19 protein-coding genes are annotated in these 25,950 nt (G+C 53.5%); 11 read left to right on the top strand and 8 right to left on the bottom strand.

Annotated features, from left to right (window positions below):
- Positions 1-82: 82 nt before the first annotated feature.
- The 6 genes from licT to rpiB form a co-directional block, all read right to left on the bottom strand.
- Positions 83-952 (bottom strand): BglG family transcription antiterminator LicT, encoded by an 870-nt coding sequence (licT, locus tag MYB54_RS17720; RefSeq protein WP_010282486.1) that lies wholly within the window; start codon positions 950-952, stop codon positions 83-85.
- Between the two features lie 147 nt (positions 953-1,099).
- The gene (locus MYB54_RS17715; RefSeq protein WP_205564230.1) at positions 1,100-2,527 is read right to left on the bottom strand and encodes a glycoside hydrolase family 1 protein; all 1,428 of its coding nucleotides are present in this window, start codon (positions 2,525-2,527) and stop codon (positions 1,100-1,102) included.
- Positions 2,528-2,585: 58 nt separating this feature from the next.
- Positions 2,586-4,490, bottom strand: a complete 1,905-nt coding sequence (locus tag MYB54_RS17710; RefSeq protein WP_248721140.1) for a beta-glucoside-specific PTS transporter subunit IIABC — start codon at positions 4,488-4,490, stop codon at positions 2,586-2,588.
- Between the two features lie 314 nt (positions 4,491-4,804).
- A complete protein-coding gene (gene tkt, locus MYB54_RS17705) occupies positions 4,805-6,799 on the bottom strand; it encodes a transketolase (protein WP_248721139.1) in 1,995 nt (664 codons plus the stop codon).
- Positions 6,800-6,814: 15 nt separating this feature from the next.
- Complete coding sequence (tal, locus tag MYB54_RS17700; RefSeq protein ID WP_014914260.1) at positions 6,815-7,765, bottom strand: transaldolase; 951 nt, start codon at positions 7,763-7,765, stop codon at positions 6,815-6,817.
- A gap of 214 nt (positions 7,766-7,979) precedes the next feature.
- Positions 7,980-8,438, bottom strand: coding sequence for a ribose 5-phosphate isomerase B (rpiB, locus tag MYB54_RS17695; protein ID WP_014914261.1), 459 nt, complete (start codon positions 8,436-8,438; stop codon positions 7,980-7,982).
- Between the two features lie 543 nt (positions 8,439-8,981).
- Between rpiB and MYB54_RS17690 the strand changes: the two genes are divergently transcribed.
- The 8 genes from MYB54_RS17690 (at position 8,982) to mtr (ending at position 19,812) form a co-directional block, all read left to right on the top strand.
- A complete protein-coding gene (locus MYB54_RS17690) occupies positions 8,982-10,364 on the top strand; it encodes an MFS transporter (RefSeq protein ID WP_014914262.1) in 1,383 nt (460 codons plus the stop codon).
- Position 10,365: 1 nt separating this feature from the next.
- Positions 10,366-12,138 (top strand): L-erythrulose kinase, encoded by a 1,773-nt coding sequence (lerK, locus tag MYB54_RS17685; RefSeq protein ID WP_014914263.1) that lies wholly within the window; start codon positions 10,366-10,368, stop codon positions 12,136-12,138.
- Positions 12,135-12,914, top strand: coding sequence for an L-erythrulose-1-phosphate isomerase (lerI, locus tag MYB54_RS17680; protein WP_014914264.1), 780 nt, complete (start codon positions 12,135-12,137; stop codon positions 12,912-12,914). The genes lerK and lerI overlap by 4 nt, the downstream gene beginning before the upstream one ends.
- Before the next feature lie 16 nt (positions 12,915-12,930).
- The gene (locus tag MYB54_RS17675) at positions 12,931-13,758 is read left to right on the top strand and encodes a sugar phosphate isomerase/epimerase family protein (RefSeq protein ID WP_014914265.1); all 828 of its coding nucleotides are present in this window, start codon (positions 12,931-12,933) and stop codon (positions 13,756-13,758) included.
- A 27-nt stretch (positions 13,759-13,785) separates the two neighbouring features.
- Positions 13,786-14,643 (top strand): phosphogluconate dehydrogenase C-terminal domain-containing protein, encoded by an 858-nt coding sequence (locus MYB54_RS17670; protein ID WP_010284305.1) that lies wholly within the window; start codon positions 13,786-13,788, stop codon positions 14,641-14,643.
- Positions 14,644-14,842: 199 nt separating this feature from the next.
- Positions 14,843-15,805 carry a sugar-binding transcriptional regulator gene (locus tag MYB54_RS17665; protein ID WP_010284307.1) on the top strand — a complete coding sequence of 321 codons (963 nt, stop codon included), beginning with the start codon at positions 14,843-14,845 and terminating at the stop codon, positions 15,803-15,805.
- A 258-nt stretch (positions 15,806-16,063) separates the two neighbouring features.
- Complete coding sequence (gene maeB, locus MYB54_RS17660; protein ID WP_014914266.1) at positions 16,064-18,343, top strand: NADP-dependent oxaloacetate-decarboxylating malate dehydrogenase; 2,280 nt, start codon at positions 16,064-16,066, stop codon at positions 18,341-18,343.
- Between the two features lie 194 nt (positions 18,344-18,537).
- Entirely contained in the window at positions 18,538-19,812 is a 1,275-nt protein-coding gene (gene mtr, locus MYB54_RS17655) for a tryptophan permease (RefSeq protein ID WP_248721138.1), read from the top strand.
- Between the two features lie 69 nt (positions 19,813-19,881).
- Here mtr and MYB54_RS17650 read toward each other — a convergent pair whose 3' ends face one another.
- Complete coding sequence (locus tag MYB54_RS17650) at positions 19,882-20,334, bottom strand: YaiI/YqxD family protein (protein WP_010307164.1); 453 nt, start codon at positions 20,332-20,334, stop codon at positions 19,882-19,884.
- Positions 20,335-20,337: 3 nt separating this feature from the next.
- Positions 20,338-21,270, bottom strand: coding sequence for an oxygen-dependent coproporphyrinogen oxidase (hemF, locus tag MYB54_RS17645; protein WP_248721137.1), 933 nt, complete (start codon positions 21,268-21,270; stop codon positions 20,338-20,340).
- Between the two features lie 181 nt (positions 21,271-21,451).
- Here hemF and MYB54_RS17640 point away from each other — a divergent pair, with 181 nt between their 5' ends.
- The 3 genes from MYB54_RS17640 to MYB54_RS17630 all read left to right on the top strand — a co-directional run bounded on the left by MYB54_RS17640 (position 21,452) and on the right by MYB54_RS17630 (position 25,852).
- Positions 21,452-21,877, top strand: coding sequence for a GNAT family acetyltransferase (locus tag MYB54_RS17640; RefSeq protein WP_039274944.1), 426 nt, complete (start codon positions 21,452-21,454; stop codon positions 21,875-21,877).
- Positions 21,878-22,212: 335 nt separating this feature from the next.
- On the top strand, positions 22,213-23,184 hold the full coding sequence (locus MYB54_RS17635; protein ID WP_248721136.1) for a TonB family protein: 972 nt from the start codon (positions 22,213-22,215) through the stop codon (positions 23,182-23,184).
- A 70-nt stretch (positions 23,185-23,254) separates the two neighbouring features.
- Positions 23,255-25,852: a TonB-dependent receptor plug domain-containing protein gene (locus tag MYB54_RS17630; RefSeq protein WP_014914270.1), complete on the top strand. Its 2,598-nt coding sequence runs from the start codon at positions 23,255-23,257 to the stop codon at positions 25,850-25,852.
- Positions 25,853-25,950 lie beyond the last annotated feature (98 nt).

The raw sequence follows: 25,950 nt of genomic DNA, 5'->3' as shown, positions 1-25,950 counted from the left end.
GGGATGGGGTCTTGCGCGTGTTGCACTTGTGAGGTCATCAGAACGAGGATGTGCAGCAGCGGCAGGAAAACCGCTGATCAATTTATCGCCGATTGGGCGCACTTTCCTGTTCTGGGGTGATACGGACGATATGAATAATCAGGTACAGCATTTCATCGTTAGAAATGTCGATGTTCAGCAGGTTGTGAATATAGTCTTTGATCAGTCTGCTGCATTTATAGGCATCAGGATATTCTTTGGTGACCTGCTCAAAAATAAAGTCATCGTTTGAATGAATCAGGCTATTTTCCAACAGACGCTGAATAAAGAATTGCATGTGCGTCAGGAAGCGTGAGTAGTTAATGGATTCTTTATCAATCACGATATGGAAGTTGTACTGAATGATATTAAAGATATCTTTCAGCATTTTGACCGACTGGAGCGTGTTCTCCATATTCTGGACGTCGGTTTGGGCGTTGACCAAATGGAAGGCGATATTGCCCGCTTCCTCTTCGGGTAATTCCAGATTCATTTGCTGGTTAATGTCGTTGAGTGCCCGCGAGGCTATCGCAAACTCCTGCGGGTAAAATCGTTTTACTTCATACAGCAGACGGTTTTGTATGCTGATGCCTTTGCGATAGCGCTCAATCGCAAAGCTGATATGGTCGATCAGCGTAAAAAAGACCTGTTCGCTCAGGCGACCATGAAGTTGTCGGTTCGCATCATCAATAATCTTATTCACGATGTGAACATATTCTTCCCCGACGTGCTCAATCAGGCGAGCAAATTCGCGTGGCGATGTGCCGTCCTTGAGAATAAAGGTCTTCTCAATTTTGGTCGGATCGAGGATATCGCCGGTTTTGCTGTTAAAACCGATCCCTTTTCCCATGACAATGATTTCGTTGTTATCTGCATCGGAAGATAACACCAGGCTATTGTTCAGTATTTTTATTGCTTTTATCGGTTCAGCCATCATGCGTTTCTTGAGTGATATCAGTGGGAGCGTCAGTAAAATAATAACCCATTTCTTCTCTTTCATGTTGCGGGGCGTTTGCCCGCAACATGAGTGATTCAGAGTGAGCTTATCCCTGTTTTAACAGCGTGTACTGGGGCGTCAGTATTAGGATTCCCCAGGAAATAGCCGCGCGCCATTTGATGCGATGACGCCCTGATACCAGTAAAAACTTTTCTTTTTGATGCGGCGCAGATCTTTCAGATCGAACTCATCGCGGTTCACATAGATAAACCCGTAGCGTTTACCGTAGCCCTGATGGGTGCTGACCACATCGATCGCCGACCACGGACAATAGCCAATAAGATCAACACCATCGCTGATGGCGAGCTGCATCTGTTCAATATGACGGGCAATAAAATCGATGCGATATTGATCGTCGATCGTCCCGTCGGCCTCAAGCTTATCCGGCGCACCCATGCCGTTTTCCGTAATCAGGATTGGCAGATGATAGCGCTCGTAGGTTTTACGCAGCGTTAAACGCAAACCAATGGGATCGATCACCCAGCCATAAGGCGTTTTATCGACGTGCGGATTGTCCGCCGCGCGATAGACACCGGGTTCACCCAGCATGATTTGCTGATCGCCCGCGCGGGCGCTGATATCCGATGCATCGCCTTTACTGGCGGCAATGGTGGCGGTGGAGTAGTAGTTAATCGCCACGTAGTCGGGTTTGCCTGACTGTAGGATGTCGTCATCGCCGGGCAATGTTTCCGGCGCGAGGCCGCGATCTTCCAGATAACGCCAGGCCAGCGCGTTGTAGCGGCCGTGCACCGCGACATCCAGAAAGCTCCAGCAGCGCAGCGTTTCCCAGTTGTGCGCGGCGATGGCATCTTCTGGCTTGCTGGTGGCCTGGTACATGGAGGTGGTGTTGATCGCCGGGCCAATCAAACCGTTGGGCGCGAGTTCGTGGCACAACGCCATGACCTGCGCCTGTGCCAGCATCATGTGATGGTTCTGCTGGTACAGCACTTTTTTGGATGGCAAAACGCCACCTTCCGGCAGGCCAATCGCGCCGGGGTGCAGAATCATGGTGTTCTGCTCATTAATCGTCAGCCAGTATTTCACCTTGTCGCCGAAATGCGTAAACAGCGTGCGGGCGTAGTGAACAAAGGCGTCAATCGTGGCGCGGTTCTGCCAGCCGCCCTGTGCTTCCAGACAATAAGGCAAATCGAAATGGTAGAGCGTGACGACCGGTTCGATACCGTGCGCGTTCAGTTCATCAATCAGGCTGTTGTAAAACGCGATGCCCAGCGGATTTACTGCACCGGTGCCGTCGGGAAGAATACGCGTCCAGGCAATGGAGAAGCGATAGGCCTTTAACCCGAGCTCCGCAAACAGCTGCACGTCTTCTTTAAAGCGATGGTAGTGATCGCTGGCCACGGTGAAGTCGGCGGTGTTTTCCGGGTGCAGGCATTTATCAATGATCGACGGGCTTTTCCCCTCGGCCTGCCAGCCTCCTTCGACCTGATAAGCCGAGGTCGAAGCTCCCCACAGGAAGCCCGCAGGGAAGTGTTTTTGCTGTTGGTAATGCATATTTTCTCTCACATCCGGGAAGAGGCATCGGGCAGGGCGCCCAATGCCTCTATGGGGATTAGGCGTTCACTTTAATGATGGTGTCCAGTGGTGCGATCGGCTGTGGTGCGGTACAGACGACGCTGGCGTAGTCATCGCTGTTGATGATCACCACTGGTGTAATCGGGTCGTAGCCCAGACGCATGATTTCATGCAGATCGAAGCTAATTAGCCTATCGCCCGCGCTAACCCGGTCACCCGGTTTGATATGACCGGTAAAGTGCTTGCCGTTGAGATTCACCGTGTCGAGGCCGACATGAATCAGTAATTCCAGACCGTTATCTGTCCGGATACCGACGGCATGTTTAGACTCAAGGAACGTGATGATTTCGCCACTAACCGGCGCGACGACTTCGCCCTTGTCAGGAATAATCGCCACGCCTTGTCCCAGTAAACCCTGTGAGAATACGTCATCGTTGATGTCACTCAGTGCGACCAGCTTGCCGGACAAGGGACTCATAATCGCTTGCTGTTCCGCGTGACTTTCCGTCGCCTGTGGTTTTTTGGCGGTCTCTGTTTCCGAGGTAGACGGACCATTGGTGGTTGGTGTGGTCTCGGTTTCATCCACCGGATCGTCGAATCCCATGATCCAGGTGAGCGCAAACGTGACGACAATCGCAATGGCGCAGGTGATCAGCGCATGGACGATGTTCATCGGGTTTTCACCAATAAAGGCGGGCAGCGCCGCGAGACCCGGTGAGACGAAGGCATAGCGAACCAGCCCGGCCAACCCGGCATAGATCCCCGCACAGCCCCCTCCGATCATGGCGGCAATCAGCGGTTTCTTCAGTTTCAGCGTCACCCCGTACAGAGAAGGCTCGGTGATGCCCAGCAGAGCGGTGAAGCCTGCGGAAGAAGCCAGCTGTTTTAAATTCTTGTTCTTGGTTTTAAACGCGACGCACAGCGTGGCCGCACCCTGCGCGATGTTGGAGGCCAGCATGCCGGGCCCGTTGATCATCTCGAAGCCGTTGCGAGTCAGCTGCGAGGTAGCAATCGGTGTCATCGCCCAAGCGGTGCCGGTGATCACCAAAAACGGTTGCAGACCGCCCATCAGCATCGGAATAAGCCAGCTCGCTTTTCTGTCAATGATCGCCGCACCGCTGGCGACCAGGTCGTTGAGGAAAATCCCGAAAGGCCCAATCACCACCAGCGCGAGCGGCGCGGTAAACAGCAGCACGATCATCGGCTTAGTGAAAAACTTGATCATCGAGGGCGAGATCTTTTCGGCAAACTGCTCGATGTAAGACATGATCCATACGGTCAGAATGATCGGTAATACCGATCCGGCATAGTCCGCCAGCCGCACCGGGATACCGATAAAGCTGATGGGGCCGCCGGAGGCCAGTAGCTGAGCCAGATTCGGGTGCAGCAGTGCGCCCGCAATCGTCATCGCCAGAATCGGGTTACAGGCGAACTTGATGGAGGCACCGTAAGCCAGCAGCACAGGCAGGAAGAAGAAGGCGGCATCGGAGATAGTGTCCAGCAGGCGATAGGTCGTGCTGTCGGCGGAAATTAACCCCGTCAGCTTGAGGATCGCCAGCAGGGCTTTAATCATCCCTGCGCCGGTAATCGCCGGGATAACGGGCGTGAAGGTGGTGGAAATCACGCTGATGATTTGCGAGAAAATGCCGCCTTTTTTCTGCGGTTCTTTACTGCTGGCAGTGCGCTGGCCGTTCATCTCGCCAATCTCGTTCAAAATCGCGCGATAGGTGATTTGGACATCGTTGCCAATGACCACCTGGAACTGACCGCCGCGATCGACCACGCTGATGACGCCGGGGAGTTTGGCAATCGCGTCTGCCTGTACGGCATCGCTGTCGTTGAACTCAAAGCGTAAGCGGGTGGCGCAGTGGGTCAGCTTGCTGACGTTCTGCTTGCCGCCGCTTAACGCGAGGATGTCGACGCCAAGTTTTTGATAATTCATTTTTTGATAATCCATAGCTTTACCCTGTGTTGACGCCAATTAGGCCAAAAAAAAAGACCAAAATAAAAATGCACCTCTAAAAAAGAGGAAATGCATTTTTACTTTGGTCTTGCCTGCCGAAGCAGTAGCACGCCGCGATAAAAATAGGCTGGTGCAACTTATGGTGTTGCGCCGCAATATCAGCATGTGGCGCTGGAGTCATGCAATGTGCTCAGATGAATTAATTGATCTGGATCACAAACAATGTGGCTGCTTGCGATCCTTTTGCGCACGGTATCGCAGTTTTATCGCATCAATTTTACCGCGTTGCCGCTTTACTTCAGCAGCGCCTGCGCTTTTTCAACGACGTTATCGACGGTGAAGCCAAACACTTCGAACAGCAGCTCAGCCGGAGCCGATTCACCGAAGCTCGTCATGCCGACAATCGCGCCGTTCAGGCCGACGTACTTGAACCAGTAGTCCGCGATACCCGCTTCAATTGCTACACGTGCCGATACCGCTTTCGGCAGCACCGCTTCACGATAGGCCGCATCCTGCTTGTCGAACGCATCCGTAGACGGCATCGACACCACGCGCACCTTGCGGCCTGCGGCAGTCAGTTTGTCATACGCGCCGACAGCCAGTTCAACTTCAGAACCGGTGGCAATCAGGATCAGCTCAGGTTGACCCTCGCTGTCTTTCAGCACGTAGCCACCTTTCGCCACGTTTGCCAGCTGCTCAGCGGTACGTGACTGCTGTGCCAGATTCTGACGGGACAGGATCAGCGACGTCGGGCCGTCCTGACGCTCAATGGCGTATTTCCACGCCACCGCCGTTTCCACCTGATCTGCCGGACGCCAGTTGCTCATGTTCGGCGTCACGCGCAGGCTGGCCAGCTGTTCAACCGGCTGGTGCGTCGGGCCGTCTTCGCCCAGACCGATGGAGTCGTGGGTGTAAACGTAGATGCTGCGGATTTTCATCAGCGCGGCCATACGCACGGCATTACGCGCGTATTCCACAAACATCAGGAAGGTCGCGGTGTAGGGTACAAAACCACCGTGCAGCGCAATCCCGTTGGCAATCGCCGTCATACCGAATTCGCGTACGCCGTAGTGGATATAGTTCCCCGCGTGGTCTTTATCCAGCGAAACCGAACCGGACCAGATGGTCAGGTTGCTCGGTGCCAGGTCAGCAGAGCCGCCCAGGAATTCGGGCAGCAGTTTGCCGTAGGCTTCCAGCGCGTTCTGTGACGCTTTGCGGCTGGCGATTTTCGCCGGATTCGCCTGCAAATCGTCGATAAATTTCTGTGCGTCCGCCTGCCAGTTGGCCGGTAGTTCACCGCCGGTGCGGCGTTTGAACTCGGCAGCCAGCTCAGGGTACGCGCTGGCGTAGGCGGCAAACGCCTCATCCCAGGCCGCTTCCTTACGCTGACCGGCCGGTTTCGCATCCCAGGCGGCATAGATATCAGCCGGGATCTCAAACGGCGCGTGCGCCCAGCCCAGCTGTTCGCGGGACGCTGCCACTTCTGCATCGCCCAGCGGTGCACCGTGGGAGTCGTGCGTACCAGCCTTGTTCGGTGAGCCGAAGCCAATCACGGTTTTGCACATCAGCAGCGACGGCTTGTCGGTTACCAGTTGGGCTTCACCGATAGCGCGTTTGATGGCGTCCGCATCGTGACCGTCCACGCCGCGCACCACGTGCCAGCCGTAGGCTTCAAAGCGGGCGGCAGTATCGTCGGTAAACCAGCCTTCAACGTGACCATCGATGGAGATACCGTTGTCATCATAAAACGCGGTCAGTTTGCCGAGCTTCATGGTGCCGGCCAGCGAGCAGACTTCGTGAGAAATCCCTTCCATCATGCAGCCGTCGCCCAGGAACGCGTAGGTGTGGTGGTCGACAATCTCATGACCCGGGCGGTTGAACTGCGCGGCCAGCGTGCGCTCGGCAATCGCCATACCCACTGCGTTGGCAATCCCCTGACCCAGCGGGCCGGTGGTGGTTTCAACGCCGGCGGTGTAGCCGTATTCCGGGTGACCCGGCGTTTTGGAATGCAGCTGGCGGAAGTTTTTCAGTTCTTCAATCGGCAGGTCATAGCCGGAGAGATGGAGCAGGCTGTAAATCAGCATGGACGCGTGGCCGTTGGACAGCACGAAGCGGTCACGGTTGGCCCAGTTAGGGTTGGCCGGATTATGGTTAAGATAATCGCGCCACAGGACTTCGGCGATATCGGCCATGCCCATCGGTGCGCCCGGGTGACCGGATTTGGCTTTCTGCACCCCATCCATGCTCAGCGCGCGGATAGCATTGGCAAATTCTTTACGAGAGGACATGCTTGACTCCAAAAGTTACAGCTTGGCCGCCAGCAGCGTTTCCAGCTTTTGTTGATCGGCAGCGAACAGACGAATGCCTTCCGCCAGTTTATCGACGGCCATCGGATCCTGATGGTGCTCCCAGCGGAATTCAGCTTCAGAGAGCGGAGAGGGATGATGGAACCCTTCGGTTGACGGTGTCTGCTGTCGTTCAACCGGCGCATTGCTGTTTTTCAACTGTTCCAGCAGCGCAGGGGAGATCGTCAGGCGATCGCATCCGGCCAGCGCCAGAATCTGTTCCACTTTGCGGAAGCTGGCGCCCATGATCACGGTTTGGTAACGGTGGCGTTTGTAGTAGTCATAGATATTACGCACGGAGATCACGCCGGGATCGTTGTCTGCCTGATAGTCGCTGGTGGGCTGCTTTTCCTGATACCAGTCATAAATCCGGCCGACAAACGGGGAGATCAGAAAGACGCCCGCTTCGGCGCAGGCGCGCGCCTGCGCAAATGAGAACAGCAGCGTCAGGTTACAGTTGATCCCTTCTTTTTCCAGCTCTTCGGCGGCGCGAATCCCTTCCCAGGTGGCGGCGAGTTTAATCAGAATACGTGAACGCGGAATGTCTTTTTCCTGATACATCCCAATCAGTTTACGGGCTTTGGCGACGCACATCCCGCGATCGAACGAGAGGCGGGCATCCACTTCGGTGGAGATGCGCCCCGGAATACTTTTCAGCACTTCTGCGCCGATGTTCACTGCCAGTCGGTCACTGGCGTTGATGAGCCGCGTTTCCGAGCTACCGCCTTGCTGATTCGCATAGGCAATTGCGTCATCAAACAGCGGTTGGTATTGAGGCAGAGTGGCGGCTTTCAAAATCAAGGACGGGTTCGTGGTGGCATCTTGCGGTGAAAATTGACGAATGGAGTCGATATCGCCGCTATCGGCGACCACCACGGTAAATTGTTTAAGGGCTTCGAGTTGGTTCATGAAGGAGCTCCTTGATGTAAATAGAGAAATGGCATGCGCAAAACAGAGCCAACACACTGCACCATGAGGTCGTGGAATAACATGCGCTTTTTCCGATTGCTGCGGTTGGGCTTTCTCGACTAGAGCACTATTTTGCTGCACGGAAAGTCGGCTGAGCGAACAGTAAGACGGACGGCCAGTCAGTCTGGGGATAACTGCGGGCCGTCAGACAGGATTACCGATGATTTTCCTGATGCTCGTAGTAGCTGATTTTCTCGACTTTTGGTGCGGATCCACCGCCTTCAAACTCGGCATCCAGCCAGGCACCGACAATCTCTTTTGCCAGTTCGGGGCCGATAACCCGCGCACCAAGCGCGATTACCTGCGCATCGTTACTTTTTCTGGCCCGCTGGGCGGAATAGGTGTCGTGGCACTGAGCGGCACGAATGCCATTGACCTTGTTCGCCACGATACACATACCGATCCCGGTGCCGCACAGCAGGATCCCACGCTGGTGCTTACCGTCTTTAATCGCGTGCGCCAGCGTGTAGGCAACATCGGGATAGATCGGGTTTTCTCCTGTGGGATCGTAGCTGTAGTCGGTCACCGTCAGCCCTTTCTGCTGTAAATAATCAGTAATCGTGTTTTTCAGATCAATCGCGGCGCTGTCTGCACCAATTGCAATCGAGAGCATATCTATCTCCTGCCTGGCTGAGGGTCAAAGTGAGCCTGATATGTCGCTTTCGCTAAGTTGTTTATAAAAAACATTAATAAACAGACGCTAACGAGAATCTCTCTGCCTGATTCCGTACATTTCCGGCCTTTTCATGGCTAAACATATACCGCTTCTTTCAAATGTTCAATGTGTGATTATTTGTTTTTTGTTTTCTCGGAGAGGATGAGGTAATTAAAAGAGTGATCTTGGTCACTTTTACGGCTTTTAAGGCGCTATTTTACCTTTTTGATACATATTTAGATCATGCTCACAATTTTTAAACAGAGAGATAGGCAAAAGACTGGGGCAAATATATCGTTCATATGTTCACAGCGTGTGTTAATGATCTAAATCTTTAGAGGGCATAACAATGTGTCAGACCTGTATGCAAACCATAAAAAAGACAACGAACAACAAAGGTCACACCGGGTATCGAATGACGAAAGAGGATGAAATGCAGGAACAGCCTGGCGTAGAGGCAATGACAGGGAAGGGGTTGGCTATCGGTAGTAAGGGGGCTGTATGAGTAAAGTATCGGCTGCTGCAACGGCGGGGCAATCTGCCACAAAACCATCCACCACAACACCATCTGCTGTAGAGCAATCGGCCATTCGCAAGATCTCCTGGCGTTTGGTGCCTTTCGTCGGCTTGATGTTTTTCATTAACTTCCTCGATCGTACGGCTATTTCGTTCGCGGGACCGAATGGCATGAACACCGATCTTGCGCTCACCGTGGCGCAGTTCGGACTGGCTTCTGGCATTTTCTTCATTGGTTATATTCTGCTGGAAGTCCCAAGTAATCTGGCGTTGCACCGTTTCGGCGCGCGCAAATGGCTGTCACGCATTATGGTGTCGTGGGGCATCGTGTCACTGCTGTTTACCTGGGTAAGCAGTATTGAAGGGTTGTATATCCTACGTTTCCTGTTGGGGATTGCGGAGGCGGGCTTTTTCCCTGGTGCGATCTTGTTCCTCAGCATGTGGGTGCCTGCCCGCTATCGCAGCAGAATTCTGTCACTGTTCTATCTGGCACAGCCGCTGACGGTGGTGTTAGGTGCGCCGCTGGCTGCCTGGCTGATTGAGCAGCACGGCCTGTTCGGCCTGTCCGGTTGGCGGGTGATGTTCCTCGGTGTATCTGTTCCGGCCATTATCGTCGGTATCATTACCTGGTTCTATCTGGTGGATCGTCCGGCCGATGCCAAGTGGCTTAACGCCGATGAGAAACGTTGGCTGGTCAGTGAACTGGAAAGCGAACATGCCACTAAAAATCACAGCAAACACCCTAGCGTGATGACCGTGATGTTCAATAAACGCGTCTGGGTACTGTGCCTGATTTACTTCGGTTTTATTTACGGCCTCTACGCGCTGGCGTTCTTCCTGCCCACGATTATCGCGGGTTTCCAACAGCAGTTCGGCACGACGTTCAACGTCATGGATAAAGGGCTAATTACGGCTATCCCTTACTTGCCTGCGGCCATCGTGATGTATTTCTGGTCGCGTGATGCAACGCGCCGCGGTTGTCGTTCATGGCACATCGCCATCCCTGCTTTGACCGGTGCGATCAGCATTCCGCTGGCGCTGTTTATGGAATCCCCGACGGCGACCATTGCGGTGATTACCGTAACGGCCTGCTCCATCTTTGCTGCGCTACCTAATTTCTGGACATTGCCGACCCAGTTCCTGACGGGAGCGTCAGCAGCGGCGGCCATCGCACTCATCAATACTATTGGCAATGTTGCCGGATTTTCAGCGGGATACATCACCGGTGCGGTGCGGGGTGTAACGGGAACCTACGTGCTGCCCATGATGATTGTCGGCGGGCTGATGCTGCTCTCCGCCGTGTTGATTGTCCTGCTCAGCCGTTCGGATCGGGTATCGAAGGCCGTATCAGCCACACAGGAGCATTAATATGACGTATTTGTTCAACCAACCTTCCGCCTTTGCCCGGGAGCTGACCGAAGGCTTTGTGGCGGCGCATGCTGACAAAGTGCGTCAGGTACCAGGCGGTGTGGTCAGAAGCACTCGCAGTCGTGAAGGTGGGGTCGCCATTGTGGTCGGGGGTGGCTCCGGCCACTACCCGGCGTTTGCCGGACTGGTCGGGCAGGGGCTGGCGCACGGCGCGGCGATGGGCAACCTGTTTGCTTCGCCATCAGCCCAGCAGATCTGTAGCGTTGCCCGAGCGGCACACAATGGTGGTGGCGTACTGCTGACGTTCGGTAACTATGCGGGCGATGTGCTTCATTTCGGACAGGCTAAGGCGCGTCTGAATGCGGAAGGTATCCCGTGTGAGCTGCTGGCGGTTACCGATGATATTTCCAGCGCGCCACTGAACGAATGGCAAAAGCGTCGTGGGGTAGCGGGCGATCTGATGGTCTTTAAGGCTGCCTCTGCGGCGGCGGAAGCGGGCTACGATTTGGCTGCCGTACTTGAGGTTGCCGAGCGCGCCAACCAGCGCACCCGCTCGCTCGGCGTGGCCTTCTCTGGCTGTACCCTGCCGGGCGCGGAACACCCGTTGTTCACCGTTCCTGAAGGAATGATGGCGGTAGGCATGGGGATTCACGGCGAGCCAGGTATCCGTGATGTCCCTATTTCAACCGCTGATGAACTGGCTGAGCTGTTGGTCAGTTCACTGTTGAAAGAGGTACCGCAAGGCATCACGACGCTCTCCGGACAGCGGATTAGCGTGGTACTCAACGGCCTCGGCGGGGTGAAATACGAAGAATTGTTTGTGGTTTATCGCCGCGTTTCACAACTGCTGGTTGAACAGGGGCTGACGGTGGTCGAGCCGGAAGTCGGTGAGCTGGTAACTAGCTTTGATATGGCGGGTCTATCGCTCACGTTGTTCTGGCTCGATGAGGAACTGGAGCGTTTCTGGCGTGCGCCTGCTGATGCACCGGCATTCCGTAAAGGCAGTATGTCTCCCGCCGAACCGCTGGCTGAGCGGACATTCACGGCAGAACTCGATGTGATCCCAGCCGCGACGGCGGCATCGAAAGCCACGGCACACTGTGTTGCGGCGGCGTTGAACGCGGCGCGTGACATTGTACTGGCTAACGTCACCGAGTTGGGCCGTATCGATGCCATTGCCGGGGATGGCGATCACGGCATTGGCATGGAGCGTGGGGTGATTGCCGCAGCGGAAAAGGCCGCGGAGATGCTGGAGCGGCAGGCAGGCGCTGGCACATTATTGCAACGTGCGGCAGATGCCTGGGCCGATCGCGCAGGAGGAACGTCTGGCGCAATCTGGGGTGTCGCGTTGAATGCGCTGGGAACGGTGTTGGGTGATGAACAACGTCCTGACGGTCGTCGCGTGGCTGACGGTATACGTCAGGCCAAAGAGAGCGTGATGCATTTCGGTAAAGCGAAACCGGGGGATAAAACGCTGGTGGATGCGCTCATCCCCTTTAGTTTGGCACTGACGCAACGAGTCGAAGCGGGAATGCGCTTGCCAGAAGCCTGGCAGCAGGCTGCACAGTGTGCCCAACAGGCTGCTGACGACACGGCACAGCTGTTACCCAAAATAGGTCGCGCTCGCCCGCTGGCAGAAAAAAGTCTGGGCACGCCCGATGCGGGGGCAATATCGCTAGCCATGATCCTTGAGGCGGTGTCGGCCGTGTTGAACAGCGATACGACGCCGACTCCTTCGCATCAGACGGCGACGCAAGCGGAGAGTGAGCGATGAGTTCGCGCAAATTAACGCTGGGCGTCAGCCTGAAAATGTATTTCGGCTATCAGCAGACACTCGACTGGTGCCAGAAAATCCATGAGATAGCCGAACAGCATCCGCTGGCATCACTGCCCTCGGCCCGGCTGTTTGTGCTGCCCGCCTTCCCGACGTTAGCGCCCGTAGTGCAGCGCTTTGCCCAGTCATCCATTCATGTCGGTGCACAAGATCTGCACTGGGCGGATAACGGAGCCTTCACCGGAGAAGTGAGCGGCACCATGCTGCATGAAATGGGGTGTCGCTATGTCGAAATCGGGCATGCCGAGCGTCGTCGCTATTTTGGCGAAACGGATGAGCATTTCGCGCTGAAAACGGCGGCGGCCTGGCGTAATGGGCTAACGCCGGTGCTGTGCGTGGGCGAGGAGAAACGTGGCTCGACGCAGCAAGCCATCGACACCTGTCAGGCTCAATTAGACGCGGCACTGAATCTGGCCCAGAAGCAAGAGCTGACGGGCGATTTGGTACTGGCGTATGAGCCGCAGTGGGCGATTGGTAGTACGGAGCCCGCCCCAACAGCGTACATCAGCGAGGTCTGTCAGGCATTAAAACAGCATTTTCCAACACAGGCAGGCGTGCGTGAGGGGCGAATTATTTATGGCGGCAGTGCCGGGCCGGGATTGCTGAGTCAGCTTGGTGACGCCGCTGATGGCCTGTTTTTGGGGCGTTTTGCCCATGACCCGTCTGCGTTTAACGCCATTATGGATGAAGCCTTCATGCTCTGTTTGCAGGCGTAAGTGAGAGGAAATAAATATGGCAATTGGATTAAGTACCTATGCGTTCTTCTGGCGAGCCTCTTCCCGCGTGCCGAATCCGCTGAGGTTGGAAGCCATGCTGGAGCAAACCGCAGAGTCTGGTGCGGGCGTTTTCCAGATTTGTGATTACGCGGCGGTGGAAGCACTCTCGCCTGCCGAGTTGGAAAAATTGCGGCAGCGCGCGGTCGATCTCGGTATTCAACTGGAACTGGGAACACGAGGGCTCGCCACGGATCACTTGACACGCTATCTCACGATGGCGCGCGCGCTGGATGTCCGTTTTATCCGCACCATGTTCAACACAGCAACACATAAGCCGACACAAGACGAGGCGCTTGCCTTGCTGCGCCGCGTGCTGCCTGAGTTTGAGCAGCACAACATCCAACTGGGATTGGAAACTTATGAGCAGGTAAGAACGCGCGACGTGCTGGCGGTCGTTGACGCCATCGACAGTCCGGCACTGGGAATTTGTCTCGATCCTGGCAACTGTGTTGCCGCCCTGGAATATCCGCGTGAGGTGATTGAACTAACGGCCTCGCGGGTAGTTAACCTGCACATCAAAGATTTTGCGTTTGCCCGTCAGGAAGGTTGGGTGGGCTTTACCTATTCCGGCTGTCTGCTGGGAACTGGCCTGCTGGATTACGACGCGCTTCACCAGATCGTTCGTCCGAACGAACGAAACATTAATCAGATCGTCGAGCATTGGCTGCCGTGGCAGGCCAATGCGGAAGAAACGTGCCGTCTGGAAGACGCCTGGACGCGCCATAGCCTGAATTATCTCTACACGCGCAATCCCGATGCGAACCGTTCATCACACATTCTTTGAATATCCCAAATCCGAGGAGTAACAATCATGGCTGCTGAATTAAAAACCATTACTGTACTGGGCGCTGGCGGTAAAATGGGCATGCGTATCTCTGCCAATTTCCAGAAAAGTGACTATCAGGTGTTTTACTGCGAGAACTCACCGCGTGCGCAGGAGCAAGTGGTTGCCGCGGGCAGAGAATTGTCCGTTGCTGAGCAGGTGATTCCTGAAAGCGATGTGGTGATTCTGGCCGTTCCTGATATTGCTTTGAAAGTGGTCTCTGAACTTGTTGTCCCGCAGATGAAAAGCAACGCGGTGCTGCTGACGCTGGACCCGGCAGCGGCCTATGCCAATCTTATCGCCAAGCGTGATGATATCGATTACGCCGTTGCCCATCCGTGCCATCCTTCCGTATTTCTGGATCGCTTCACGCCGGAAGAACATGCCGATGCATTTGGCGGCGTGGCCGCGCCACAGCACGTTGCCGCCTCTTATGAGGCGGGCAGTGACGAGCAGAAGGCCACCTTAGCGCGCGTGGTTAAAGTGATGTATGGCCCGGTGATTGACGTGCACTGGGTGACGGTAAAACAGCTGGCCTATCTGGAACCGACGCTGGTTGAAACCGTAGCCTGTATGGTTGGCACGTTGATGAAAGAAGCGCTGGATGAAACCATCAACACAATTGGTGTGCCGGAGGCCGCAGCGAAAGCTATGCTTTATGGACACATTCAGATCGCGCTGGCGGTGGCTTTCCGCAGCACGAATCCGTTCTCGGATGCGTGTATGATCGCGATTGAATACGGTAAAGAGAACATCATCAAGCCGGATTGGAAGAAAATTTTCGACGAGAAAGAGCTCGATCTGGTGATTGCCAAAATGCTGAAGATTGATGCCATTCAGCGGTAATGTGTCACGTTGCCGGAGTCAGCCTTTTTGTCTGGCTCCGGCGCTTCTGCCTCTGTCCGTTTGCGCCACCATCAGGGATAATCTCGCTGGGCTTGAGCCTCTTCTCCCAGCGTGTAACAATTATTCATTGCGACGGTTTTCATCTGTAGACACAGCGTCTGTATAAACCGATCCCCTTGTGTAAGGAAAATGTGACCAGATGGAAAAACAATCAGGATCTCAGGAAAGCGAACTTCTGACTGAAATCGCCGTTGCTTATTATCAGGACGAAATTACTCAGGAAGAGATCGCCAAGAAATTCGGTATTTCGCGCATCAAAGTCGGGCGTTTGCTGAAACGAGCGAAAGAAGAAGGCATTGTTGAAATTACCGTGCGCTATCATCCGGTCTTCAGCACGCGTCTTGAACAGCAAATGCTGGAGCGCTTTTCGATCAAGCGTGCGCTGATTGCACTCGACCATCAGGATGAAGAAGAGCAGCGTCGGCAGGTTGCGGCACTGGTTTCCAACTATCTGGCGCTGTCGTTGAAAGACGATACCGTGGTCGCCGTTGGACAGGGACGTAATGTGGCGGCGGTCGCCGACCATGTGAGCAACGTGACGGAACGTAACTGCCGCTTTATCTGCGGTATCGGCGGAACACACCGTCCCGGTGATGCGATTAACGCCGACCATATCAGCCGCCGTCTGGCAAAGAAATTTGGTGGCAGCAGCGAAACGCTGTATTCACCCGCTTATGTCGAAAACCGGGCGCTCAAAGAAGCCTTCATGCAGAACGGCACCATTAAGGAAACGCTGGATCGGGCGCGCAAGGCCGATATCGCGCTGGTGGGCATTGGGGATATGAATGAGAACAGCTACATGGTTAAACTCGGCTGGTTCACCCCGCATGAAATTATTGATGCCAGCCTCAATCAGGGCGTGATTGGGGATATCGCCGGATATGACTTCTTTAACGCGCAGGGTCAGCATGTGGATACGGTGATGAACGAACGGGTGATTGGCGTGAGTATTGAAGAGCTACACAAAATCCCTTGCGTGATTGCGATTGCTTCTGAAAATACCAAAGCCTTAGCGATTCTTGGCGCGCTGCGCACCGGAGCCATCGATATTATCGCCACCAGTGCAGGCAACATTCGTACTATTCTGAATATGACGCAGTAACCTCTCTTTCTCTGTTGCGTGGTGTGTTTGCATCACGCGACGATCTTCCCGTTTTCTCTGAATTTCTCTCAATTATCCCGTTTGGTGTATCCGACTCCGGCTGCAAATCGAACAAAAAACCGTCAAATAAAATAACTATATTAACCAGCATTCCCCCTCAGTTTTTGCCATCCTCGGTAGTTTAGCCATACGCAAACACTATACTGGGTACTCTTGACCCTACAGACACAACACAACAAAACCGAAAAGGTACATAAGATGGATGAACAGCTAAAGCAAAGTGCCCTTGATTTCCACCAGTATCCGATACCCGGCAAAATTCAGGTTTCCCCGACTAAGCCGCTGGCAACACAGCGCGATCTGGCGCTGGCGTATTCTCCCGGCGTTGCGGCTCCCTGTCTGGAAATTGCGGCAGATCCGCTGGCTGCCTACAAATACACCGCGCGCGGCAATCTGGTCGCCGTGATCTCTAACGGAACGGCCGTTCTTGGTCTCGGCAATATCGGCGCACTGGCCGGTAAACCAGTAATGGAAGGCAAAGGCGTTCTGTTCAAAAAATTCTCCGGCATTGATGTTTTCGATATCGAAGTCGACGAGCTGGATCCAGACAAGCTGATCGATGTGATCGCTGCGCTGGAGCCGACGTTCGGCGGTATCAATCTGGAAGACATCAAAGCGCCTGAGTGCTTCTACATCGAGAAGAAGCTGCGTGAGCGCATGAAGATTCCCGTCTTCCATGACGATCAGCACGGCACGGCGATCATCTGTACCGCTGCGGTTCTGAACGGCCTGCGCGTAGTAGAAAAAAATATCTCTGATGTGCGTCTGGTGGTGTCCGGTGCGGGCGCGGCGTCTATCGCCTGTCTGAACCTGCTGGTGGCGCTGGGTCTACAAAAGCACAACATCGTGGTGTGTGATTCGCGCGGCGTGATTTTCCACGGTCGTGACGAAAATATGGAAGAGACCAAAGCGGCGTATGCGGTGGAAGATAACGGTGCCCGTAAGCTGGCGGACGTGATCCCAGATGCAGATATCTTCCTCGGTTGCTCCGGTCCTGGCGTGCTGACGCCGGAAATGGTGAAAACCATGGCTCCGCGTCCGCTGATCATGGCGTTGGCAAACCCGGAGCCAGAAATTCTGCCGCCGCTGGCGAAGGAAGTGCGCCCGGATGCGATTATTTGTACTGGCCGTTCTGACTACCCGAATCAGGTGAACAACGTGCTGTGCTTCCCGTTCATCTTCCGTGGCGCGCTGGATGTGGGTGCGACCACGATTAACGAAGAGATGAAGCTGGCTTGCGTACACGCGATTGCCGATCTGGCGCTGGCAGAGCAAAGTGAAGTGGTGGCATCTGCTTACGGCGATCAGGAGCTGTCATTCGGCCCGGATTACCTGATCCCGAAACCGTTCGATCCGCGTTTGATCATCAAGATCGCACCGGCGGTAGCGAAGGCAGCGATGGATTCCGGCGTGGCGACGCGTCCGATCGAAGATTTCGATGCCTACATCGAAAAACTGACCCAGTTCGTCTACAAAACCAACCTGTTCATGAAGCCGATCTTCGCGCAGGCGCGTCAGCAGCCGAAACGCGTGGTATTCGCGGAAGGTGAAGATGCGCGCGTGCTGCACGCCACGCAGGAGCTGGTGACGCTGGGTCTGGCGTTCCCGATTCTGATTGGTCGTCCGAGCGTCATTGAAATGCGTCTGCAAAAGCTGGGACTACAGCTGACCATCGGTAAAGATTTCGAAGTGGTCAATAACGAATCGGATCCGCGCTTCAAAGAATACTGGAGCGAGTATTTCGAACTGATGAAGCGTCGCGGCGTATCGCAGGAAAAAGCGCAGCGCGCGGTGATCGGTAACCCAACGCTGATCGGGGCCATCATGGTTCACCGTGGCGAAGCGGATGCGCTGATTTGCGGCACGATTGGCACCTATGAAGAACATTTCGACGTGGTTGAGAAAGTGTTCGGCTATCGCGAAGGCGTGCAGGCTGCGGGGGCGATGAACGCGCTGCTGCTGCCAAGCGGCAACACCTTTATCGCCGACACCTACGTCAACGCGGATCCGACGCCGGAACAGTTGGCAGAAATCACGCTGATGGCGGCAGAAAGCGTACGCCGTTTCGGTATCGAGCCGAAAGTCGCGCTGCTGTCGCATTCCAGCTTCGGCACTTCGGATTCTCCGACGGCGCAGAAGATGCGTGCCACGCTGGCGCTGGTCAACAAGCTGGCACCGGAGCTGGAGATCGATGGCGAGATGCACGGCGATGCCGCGCTGGTGGAAGCCATCCGCCGCGAGCAGATGCCTGACAGCCCGCTGAAAGGTTCGGCCAACATCCTGATCATGCCGAACATGGAGTCTGCGCGTATCAGCTATAACCTGCTGCGCGTGTCGTCTTCAGAAGGTGTGACGGTAGGGCCGGTACTGATGGGGATCTCGAAACCAGCCCACATCCTGACGCCGATTGCCTCGGTACGCCGGATCGTGAACATGGTGGCGCTGGCGGTCGTGGAAGCACAAACTCAGCCGCTGTAAGTCATTTTCTGTCATACAGACAAACCCAGCCAGAAGTCGGCTGGGTTTTTTATTTATCGCAATTTATCGACCAAATAGTCGCCTGACTAAGATGAATCAATGGAATAATTTTGGTTTTATGCCATGATCCCGCCTCGTCTTTAGGGGGCGACTCCCCCGGACTTGATAAAAAAACCAACGAGCGACTATCGGTTATGGCAACACGCGCAGTGAAAGAGAACACAGTAGAAAAAAGCGGTACAGGAAAGCGTCTTCCTTCGCTGTTTGGCGGGTCGATGATTATTGCAGGAACGATTATTGGCGCCGGGATGTTTTCCCTGCCGGTGGTGATGTCGGGGGCCTGGTTTTTCTGGTCATTTGCCGTGCTGGTGTTTACCTGGTTTTGTATGTATCACTCGGGCTTGATGATACTGGAAGCCAACCTTAATTATCCGACCGGCTCCAGCTTCGATACGCTGACTAAAGATCTGTTGGGCAAGCGTTGGAATGTCATTAACGGCATATCGATCGCCTTTGTCCTCTATATCCTGACTTACGCCTACATTTCGGCGAGTGGTTCCATTATCCATCACACGCTTGCTGAGATGTCGATTGATTTCTCTGCACGCATTGGTGGCTTCCTGTTTGCGCTGTTTGTCGCGTTGACCGTGTGGTGGAGCACCGCCGCAGTGAGCCGTATGACCGCTTTTTTTCTGGCAGCAAAGGTACTGACCTTTTTCATGACGTTCGGCAGCCTGCTGTGGAATGTGAAGCCAACGGTATTGTTGAATGTGGCGGAGCCGGCACCCAGTTATCTGCCTTATGTGCTGATGACGCTGCCATTCTGCCTGGCGTCTTTCGGTTTTCATGGCAACGTCCCCAGCCTGGTGAAGCACTACGGCCGTGAACCGCAGATCATCAAGCGCTGCTTGTTTATTGGCAGTTTGCTGGCGCTGGTGATGTATGCCATCTGGCTGATTGGTACGATGGGAAACATTGCCCGTCCTGACTTTATCGGGATTGCGGAGCGGGGCGGTAATATTGATGTGCTGGTGCAGGCGTTGGGTGGGGTGTTGAACAGCCCTTATCTGGACGTGTTGCTCACCGTCTTTTCCAACTTTGCCGTCGCCTGTTCGTTTCTCGGCGTGACGCTGGGGCTGTTTGATTATCTGGCAGATTTGCTGAAGTTTGACGATAGCCGAATGGGAAGAGCCAAAACAGCGCTGGTGACCTTTCTGCCGCCGGTCATCGGTGGCCTGCTATATCCGAACGGCTTTATTTATGCGATTGGCTTTGCCGGGCTGGCCGCTACGGTGTGGGCGGTGATTACGCCTGCGTTGCTGGCTCGCGCGTCGCGCGTCCGCTTCGGTAGCCCGCTGTTTCGTGTGCGGGGCGGTAATGCGATGATTGCGTTGGTGCTGCTATTTGGTATCGGCACCGCGCTGATACACATTCTTTCCAGCCTCGATCTGCTGCCAGTGTATCGCTAAGTCAGTATCGCCATCCTGTTTTGCCTGTTAAAAGAGCAGCAAACGCGGGATGGCGAGAACTTCAGGCCATTATGGCTTTTTTGACTGCTGCAACCACTTGTCCAGCTCATTAGCAAACTGCTGACGGTCCCGCTGGTTTAATGCGCTGGGGCCACCGGTTTGTATCCCGCTGGCTCGCATGGTATCCATGAAGTCCCGCATGTTCAGCCGTTCCCGAATGGTATCCGGCGTATAACGCTCTCCGCGCGGATTCAACGCGATGCCGCCTTTTTCTATCACTTCCGATGCCAGCGGAATATCCGCAGTGATCACCAGATCGCCAGCTTCAACGCGTTGCACGATCTCATTGTCGGCGACGTCAAATCCCGCCGAGACGCGCAGCGTGCGAATAAAGCGCGACGGCGGTACTTTTATGGTCTGGTTAGCAACCAGCGTGACCTGTGTTTGTGTGCGATCCGCCGCGCGAAATAGCACTTCTTTGATGACGTTAGGACAGGCGTCGGCATCGACCCAAATCTGCATGACTTATGCTTCCTTGTTGTGCGTGTGATTTTCTGCCAGCCAGTCTTTGGCCTGTAAAAAATCTTGATACAGCAGGGCTTCCGGGCTACCCGGTTCAGTCTGATGCTGGTATTCCCAGCGTGCCAGCGGTGGCATGGACATCAAAATTGATTCGGTGCGTCCACCGCTTTGCAGACCAAACAGCGTACCGCGATCCCAAATCAGGTTAAATTCCACATAGCGGCCACGACGATAGAGCTGGAACTCGCGCTCGCGTTCTCCCCAAGGCAGATCTTTACGCCGTTCAACGATGGGCAGATAGCCATCAAGGAAGCCGTTACCGACGGCGCGAATGAAGGCAAAGCTGGTAGCAAAATCGGGCTCGTTGAGATCGTCGAAAAAGAGTCCGCCGACACCGCGCGCTTCGTTACGGTGTTTCAGGAAGAAGTAATCGTCGCACCACTTTTTATAGCGCGGGTACACATCGTCACCGAACGGCTGGCACAGGTCGTGAGCGGTCTGGTGCCAGTGTACTGCGTCCTCTTTGAAACCATAATAGGGCGTAAGATCGAAGCCGCCGCCAAACCACCAAACCGGTTCTTCTCCCGGTTTCTCGGCGATGAACAGGCGCACATTGGCGTGGCTGGTGGGGATATAAGGGCTCAGCGGATGAATTACCAGCGACACGCCCATTGCCTGAAAGCTGCGGCCTGCCAGATCCGAACGATGGGTGCTGGCTGAAGGCGGTAACGACTTACCGATAATATGAGAAAAATTTACGCCCGCGCGTTCAAAGATGCGTCCGCCGGACAGCACGCGACTGCACCCGCCGCCGCCTTCGGCACGTAGCCATTCATCTTTAGCGAAATCAGCTTCGCCATCGATCGCTGCAAGCTGCTGGCAGATATCTTCTTGTAAGCTAAGCAAAAAATGTTTTACCGCATTGACGTCAGACATAGTGGGCATCTCGTTTCTTTGGCGCTGGGGCACAATAATAAAGGCGGGCAGTATACCATCAATAAAATCGATCCCCGGTCACCTGTTGTGTGATTCCTGACGGCGGCGCGCAATTTGAGATTGCGTCTGATAAAAATCACGCGATAATCACGATTTACCTTATTGCAAAATGGCGACTGTGATGGAAATCCGCATATTCAGGCAGGATGACTTTGAAGCCGTGATCACCCTCTGGGAACGCTGTGATTTGCTGCGCCCGTGGAACGATCCTGAAATGGACATCGAACGTAAGCTCAATCACGATCCCGATCTGTTTCTGGTCGCAGAGGTGAACGGTGAACTCGTGGGATCGGTGATGGGCGGTTACGACGGCCATCGTGGATCGGCATATTATCTGGGCGTACATCCTGATTTTCGCGGACGCGGCATTGCGAATGCGTTGATTAGCCGTCTGGAGAAAAAGCTCATTGCCCGCGGCTGCCCGAAGATTCACCTGATGGTGCGTGAAGACAATGATGCTGTCATCGGCATGTATGAAAAGCTCGACTATGAGATCGTTGACTGCATCACGCTGGGAAAACGCCTGATTGAAGATCGGGAATATTGATCGCTATTGCGTTGATGCTAAACCGTTATCCCTGCACCGCCTCTCCCCCGAGTTATCCCCTTTAGTAAAAGTGCGCCTCTGTTAGCGCACTTTTTTCATTTAACCTCAATGCGTTACTGTGATTTGTAATGATATTGCCTGCAGTTTGTTAGACTTTGTGGGTAACAGTTTTCATTTGTAAAACGATTCTCATTTGTATTATTATTTATTAATGTTGTCCGATCGGCCTTGACATGTTTTTTCGTGTTCCGATCTTGCTTACATTTTATCGCCTGGAAGATTGTGATTGCACGACTGACACCAGGAAGTTGAAGTTTAAGAGATGGAGTTGGATAGTGAGTCGTGAAAATCTTCAGGGGGCTTTGCTGGGTGCGAACCGCACTGGCCGCAGCGTATTGCTGGGTTCTCGTCCTCTTGCTCATTCCTATCCAACCGCAGCGCTGACCGCCGATGTGCCTAACTGGCGTTCTCTGGCATTCTTTGTTTTGTCCTGCGTAGCGCATGCGGCGCTGGCGCTTTTCTTTCTATTGCACTCTTCCCCGAAAGAAAGCATTGAAGATATGGCGGGAAATGCAGGCGGAAGCATGCAGGTCACGATGATGGCTGCGGCAATGACGCAGCAGGCTGATTCATCCCCTCCTACAGCAGAATCTTCCGATCCTCCCGTTGTGGCGACGCAAACCGTTTCTTTAGAACAACCTATTTCCCCCCCGTTACCAGAACACTCCAACCCGGTTATTAAACAACCTGTCATTGAGCGCAAGCCTGTCACACCCGTTGCGGAAAAGAAGCCGCCCGTGCGTGAGAGAAAGCAGCCTGAAAAGAAACCTGAGAACAAACCAAAAGAACAACAGCAGGTGACGCAGCAGCAGACAGAGAAAAAGAGTGAGTCTCCCGTAGCGACAAGCCAAACCGGCGATGCGCCTTCACCAATGCAAGCCTCTGCTGGTATGCCGGGGAGTGCAGCAACCGCTAAGGCTGGAGAAAGCGATAGCGGTCAGGCTGCGCGTGGTGCAGGGAAAAGTAATAGTCAAAATTTCAAAGCGCTGCATCGTCGCGTGAATTATCCCTCTCGGGCAAAAGCGCTGGGTGTGGAAGGAAAAGTGCGCGTCAAATTCGATATTACCGGCAGTGGTACGGTCACTAACGTACAGATTCTGTCTGAAACGCCAGACGGCGTATTTGGCGATGATGTGGTGAAAGACATGGCGCGCTGGCGCTATCGCACGGAGGCTCCGGTGGATAATCAGATCGTTTCCATCGTTTTCAAACTGAATGGACACATTCGGGTTGACGACCAGCAATAAATATTACACGTGGAATTTACAATAATATTTTATTTTTCAAATAATTATGCTTATTGGGGATTTTGAATAAATGAATAAGAACGTCTATTTAATGATGCTTTTGTCATTATTATCAGGGCCTGCACTCGCACAGCAAAATGATACCTCTGCCGATGAAAATCAGCAGAAAAACAAGACAGAAACCGAAGAAGAACAGCAGGGTGATTCCTCTTCGGAAAACGGCGAAGATACGATTTTAGTCCGCTCAACCCCGACCAGCCAGTCGATGGGGACGCAGATTCTGAATGCTGAGCAGATTAAAAAAATGCCAACCGGAAACGGATCGGTAACGGAGTTATTAAAGAATAACCCCGCTGTGCAGTTCTCGAACACGGCGAATAGCAGCAATACGCCGGGTGAACTCGCCCCAGAAAACGTCTCGTTCCACGGCGAGAAGTTTTATAACAATAACTTTATGATCGATGGGTTATCGAACAATAGTAATATTAACCCTGGTGCTAATAAGGGAGTGCTAGATGGCGATCCAGATGGTTACAACCCGACAGATTTACCCGCTGGCGGCACACAATCGTTCTGGATTAACTCGGAGCTGATTGAATCGCTGGAAGTGTTTGATAGCAACGTGTCCGCTAAGTACGGTGACTTTACCGGCGGTGTGGTAGATGCCAAGCTCATGGATCCCAAGTTAGATAAAGCATCCGGCAAGATCTCTTATCGCACTTCGCGTGATAGTTGGACCAGTTATCACGTTGATTCTAGTATTAGCGAAGAGTTCTATTCAGGTACTAACCTCTACTACCAGCCAAAATTTAAGAAGCAGTTCTATTCAGCTACCTTTAATCAGCCGTTGAGCGATAAAGCGGGCTTTATTTTTGCCTATAACCGCCAGCAGTCAGATATTCCCTATTATCAGCAGTATTTACAGACGTGGAAAGATCAGGAGCGGAGCAGTGAAACCTACCTGTTAAAAGGTACCTATCTGACGGACAACGGCGATATTGTTCGCATGACGGGAATGTATTCCCCGCATGAATCTAAATATTACAAAAAGAATATAAAGAACGGTGCATTTACCAATACCGGTGGCGGTTATCGCTTCAATATGGAGTGGGATCACAATGCCACTTGGGGGAAAGTGACCAGTCTGGCTGGGTACCAGTTTGAACAAAACAAGATTGAACATGAATCTAACGAATTTATTACTTGGATCAACAATGCGCCTTCGTTAGGTTTTGTCTCCCCGTCACTTGACTGGCAATCATCAGTTAGAAATTCACAGATTGGTGGATATGGCAGATTCGCCACAGAAAAAAATACCACCACCTTCAAGCAGGACTACGAACTCAACCCTGCTTTCTTGTTGGGAATGACCCATCAGGTTGATTTCGGCTGGCAGGCTGACTTTTCGAATGCACAGTATCGTCGTTTTCAGGATGCCTATACGAGTAATGCTGTGGCTCGGGTGACTAATGTCAATCCCAACGTAGTGTGCCTACCTGGTGATTCAATGTGTATTCCCGGTGAGCAATTTGCAGGTACCCGTACACTCTTTCCTGCCCGTTCCGTGCAAACCAGCTATAGCAGTTATGCAGTCTATCTGCAGGACAGTATGAGCTACGGTCGCCTTGAAGTGACCCCGGGCGTGCGTGTTACTTACGACGACTTCCTGGAAAATCTGAATTTTGCTCCGCGTTTCGCCGCTTCTTATGATGTCTTTGGCGATCGTTCAACACGCGTATTCGGTGGGGCCAACCGCTATTATGCATCGAATATACTGTCCTATAAGCTACGTCAGGGTATTGGTTCGAGTGTCCAGCAAAGTCGCACGTCATCGACTGCGCCGTGGACATCCAGCCCAGCAAGGATAATGGGCAACAACTATGATGTTTCTGATTTAAAAACGCCTTATAGCGATGAAGTAACACTGGGGTTATCACAGCGCGTGATGAATACCGTGTGGACGGCCAAATGGGTCAACCGTCAGGGCAAAGATCAGTTTGGTGCTGAATCAATGACCGTTGCTGGGCAACGTTACCGTGTGATGAATAATGACGGCCAGACAGAGGGAAATACATTTTCTCTGGAAGTACAGCCAATCAGTCCGCATCGCTTTAGCTTTGCTGAAGTGAACTGGACATTAGGTGCCGGTATTGCGAAAAATAAAGCTAATTCGATTTTTTACTACGATGATCTGAATAATGACGAACAGCGGGTGATTGTTGACGGTAAGCTGATGTACAGGGGCGAGATGGATGCAATGGATTTCAATACCCCTTGGACTGCCTTCCTGAACGTGGATACTTACTTCCCAGCGATTCGTCTTAACTGGGGCCAGCGCGTGGGCTATACCTCCGGCTACAAAGGCTATCTGACTGCGTCATCACAGACAGTGTGCCCTGGCGGTAGTCCTGCCTGTGACGTGGACCCTAGCTTTTCAGGGAGTGTTGCGGAACATGTTTCAACTCAATACAGCGACTTTATCTCCTACGACTGGCGTTTATCTTATTCGCAGCCTGTCTACAAAAATCAGACGCTGGACATCACGTTGGATGTACTGAATGTGCTTGATAATGTGGTAGAAACTAGTCAGAAATCGAGTTTCAATACCGCCATTGTCACCTACAAACCCGGCCGTCAGTTCTGGCTTGGTGTCGCTTACACCTGGTAAATCCTATGCCCCGTCATTCGTCACATTCTGACGAATGACGGGGCATTTTGCATTGATGCATTCAGAAATTGCCTTGCAGGCAAAAATAAAAACGAAAA

This window comes from Pectobacterium nicotianae (assembly GCF_023272715.1).
GTDB lineage: Bacteria > Pseudomonadota > Gammaproteobacteria > Enterobacterales > Enterobacteriaceae > Pectobacterium > Pectobacterium brasiliense.
The sequence above is the reverse complement of the archived record's forward strand: the minus strand, read 5'-3'. Positions and strand labels throughout refer to the sequence as shown.

Excerpts from the sequence above, each read along its gene's own strand:
- lerK (WP_014914263.1), top strand. The coding sequence starts at position 10,366 with ATGACGTATTTGTTCAACCAACCTTCCGCCTTTGCCCGGGAGCTGACC.
- tal (WP_014914260.1), bottom strand. The coding sequence starts at position 7,765 with ATGAACCAACTCGAAGCCCTTAAACAATTTACCGTGGTGGTCGCCGAT.
- MYB54_RS17665 (WP_010284307.1), top strand. The coding sequence starts at position 14,843 with ATGGAAAAACAATCAGGATCTCAGGAAAGCGAACTTCTGACTGAAATC.
- tkt (WP_248721139.1), bottom strand. The coding sequence starts at position 6,799 with ATGTCCTCTCGTAAAGAATTTGCCAATGCTATCCGCGCGCTGAGCATG.
- MYB54_RS17650 (WP_010307164.1), bottom strand. The coding sequence starts at position 20,334 with ATGCAGATTTGGGTCGATGCCGACGCCTGTCCTAACGTCATCAAAGAA.
- MYB54_RS17670 (WP_010284305.1), top strand. The coding sequence starts at position 13,786 with ATGGCTGCTGAATTAAAAACCATTACTGTACTGGGCGCTGGCGGTAAA.
- MYB54_RS17715 (WP_205564230.1), bottom strand. The coding sequence starts at position 2,527 with ATGCATTACCAACAGCAAAAACACTTCCCTGCGGGCTTCCTGTGGGGA.
- lerI (WP_014914264.1), top strand. The coding sequence starts at position 12,135 with ATGAGTTCGCGCAAATTAACGCTGGGCGTCAGCCTGAAAATGTATTTC.
- MYB54_RS17630 (WP_014914270.1), top strand. The coding sequence starts at position 23,255 with ATGAATAAGAACGTCTATTTAATGATGCTTTTGTCATTATTATCAGGG.
- maeB (WP_014914266.1), top strand. The coding sequence starts at position 16,064 with ATGGATGAACAGCTAAAGCAAAGTGCCCTTGATTTCCACCAGTATCCG.
- licT (WP_010282486.1), bottom strand. The coding sequence starts at position 952 with ATGGCTGAACCGATAAAAGCAATAAAAATACTGAACAATAGCCTGGTG.
- hemF (WP_248721137.1), bottom strand. The coding sequence starts at position 21,270 with ATGTCTGACGTCAATGCGGTAAAACATTTTTTGCTTAGCTTACAAGAA.
- MYB54_RS17690 (WP_014914262.1), top strand. The coding sequence starts at position 8,982 with ATGAGTAAAGTATCGGCTGCTGCAACGGCGGGGCAATCTGCCACAAAA.
- rpiB (WP_014914261.1), bottom strand. The coding sequence starts at position 8,438 with ATGCTCTCGATTGCAATTGGTGCAGACAGCGCCGCGATTGATCTGAAA.
- MYB54_RS17710 (WP_248721140.1), bottom strand. The coding sequence starts at position 4,490 with ATGAATTATCAAAAACTTGGCGTCGACATCCTCGCGTTAAGCGGCGGC.
- MYB54_RS17640 (WP_039274944.1), top strand. The coding sequence starts at position 21,452 with ATGGAAATCCGCATATTCAGGCAGGATGACTTTGAAGCCGTGATCACC.
- mtr (WP_248721138.1), top strand. The coding sequence starts at position 18,538 with ATGGCAACACGCGCAGTGAAAGAGAACACAGTAGAAAAAAGCGGTACA.
- MYB54_RS17675 (WP_014914265.1), top strand. The coding sequence starts at position 12,931 with ATGGCAATTGGATTAAGTACCTATGCGTTCTTCTGGCGAGCCTCTTCC.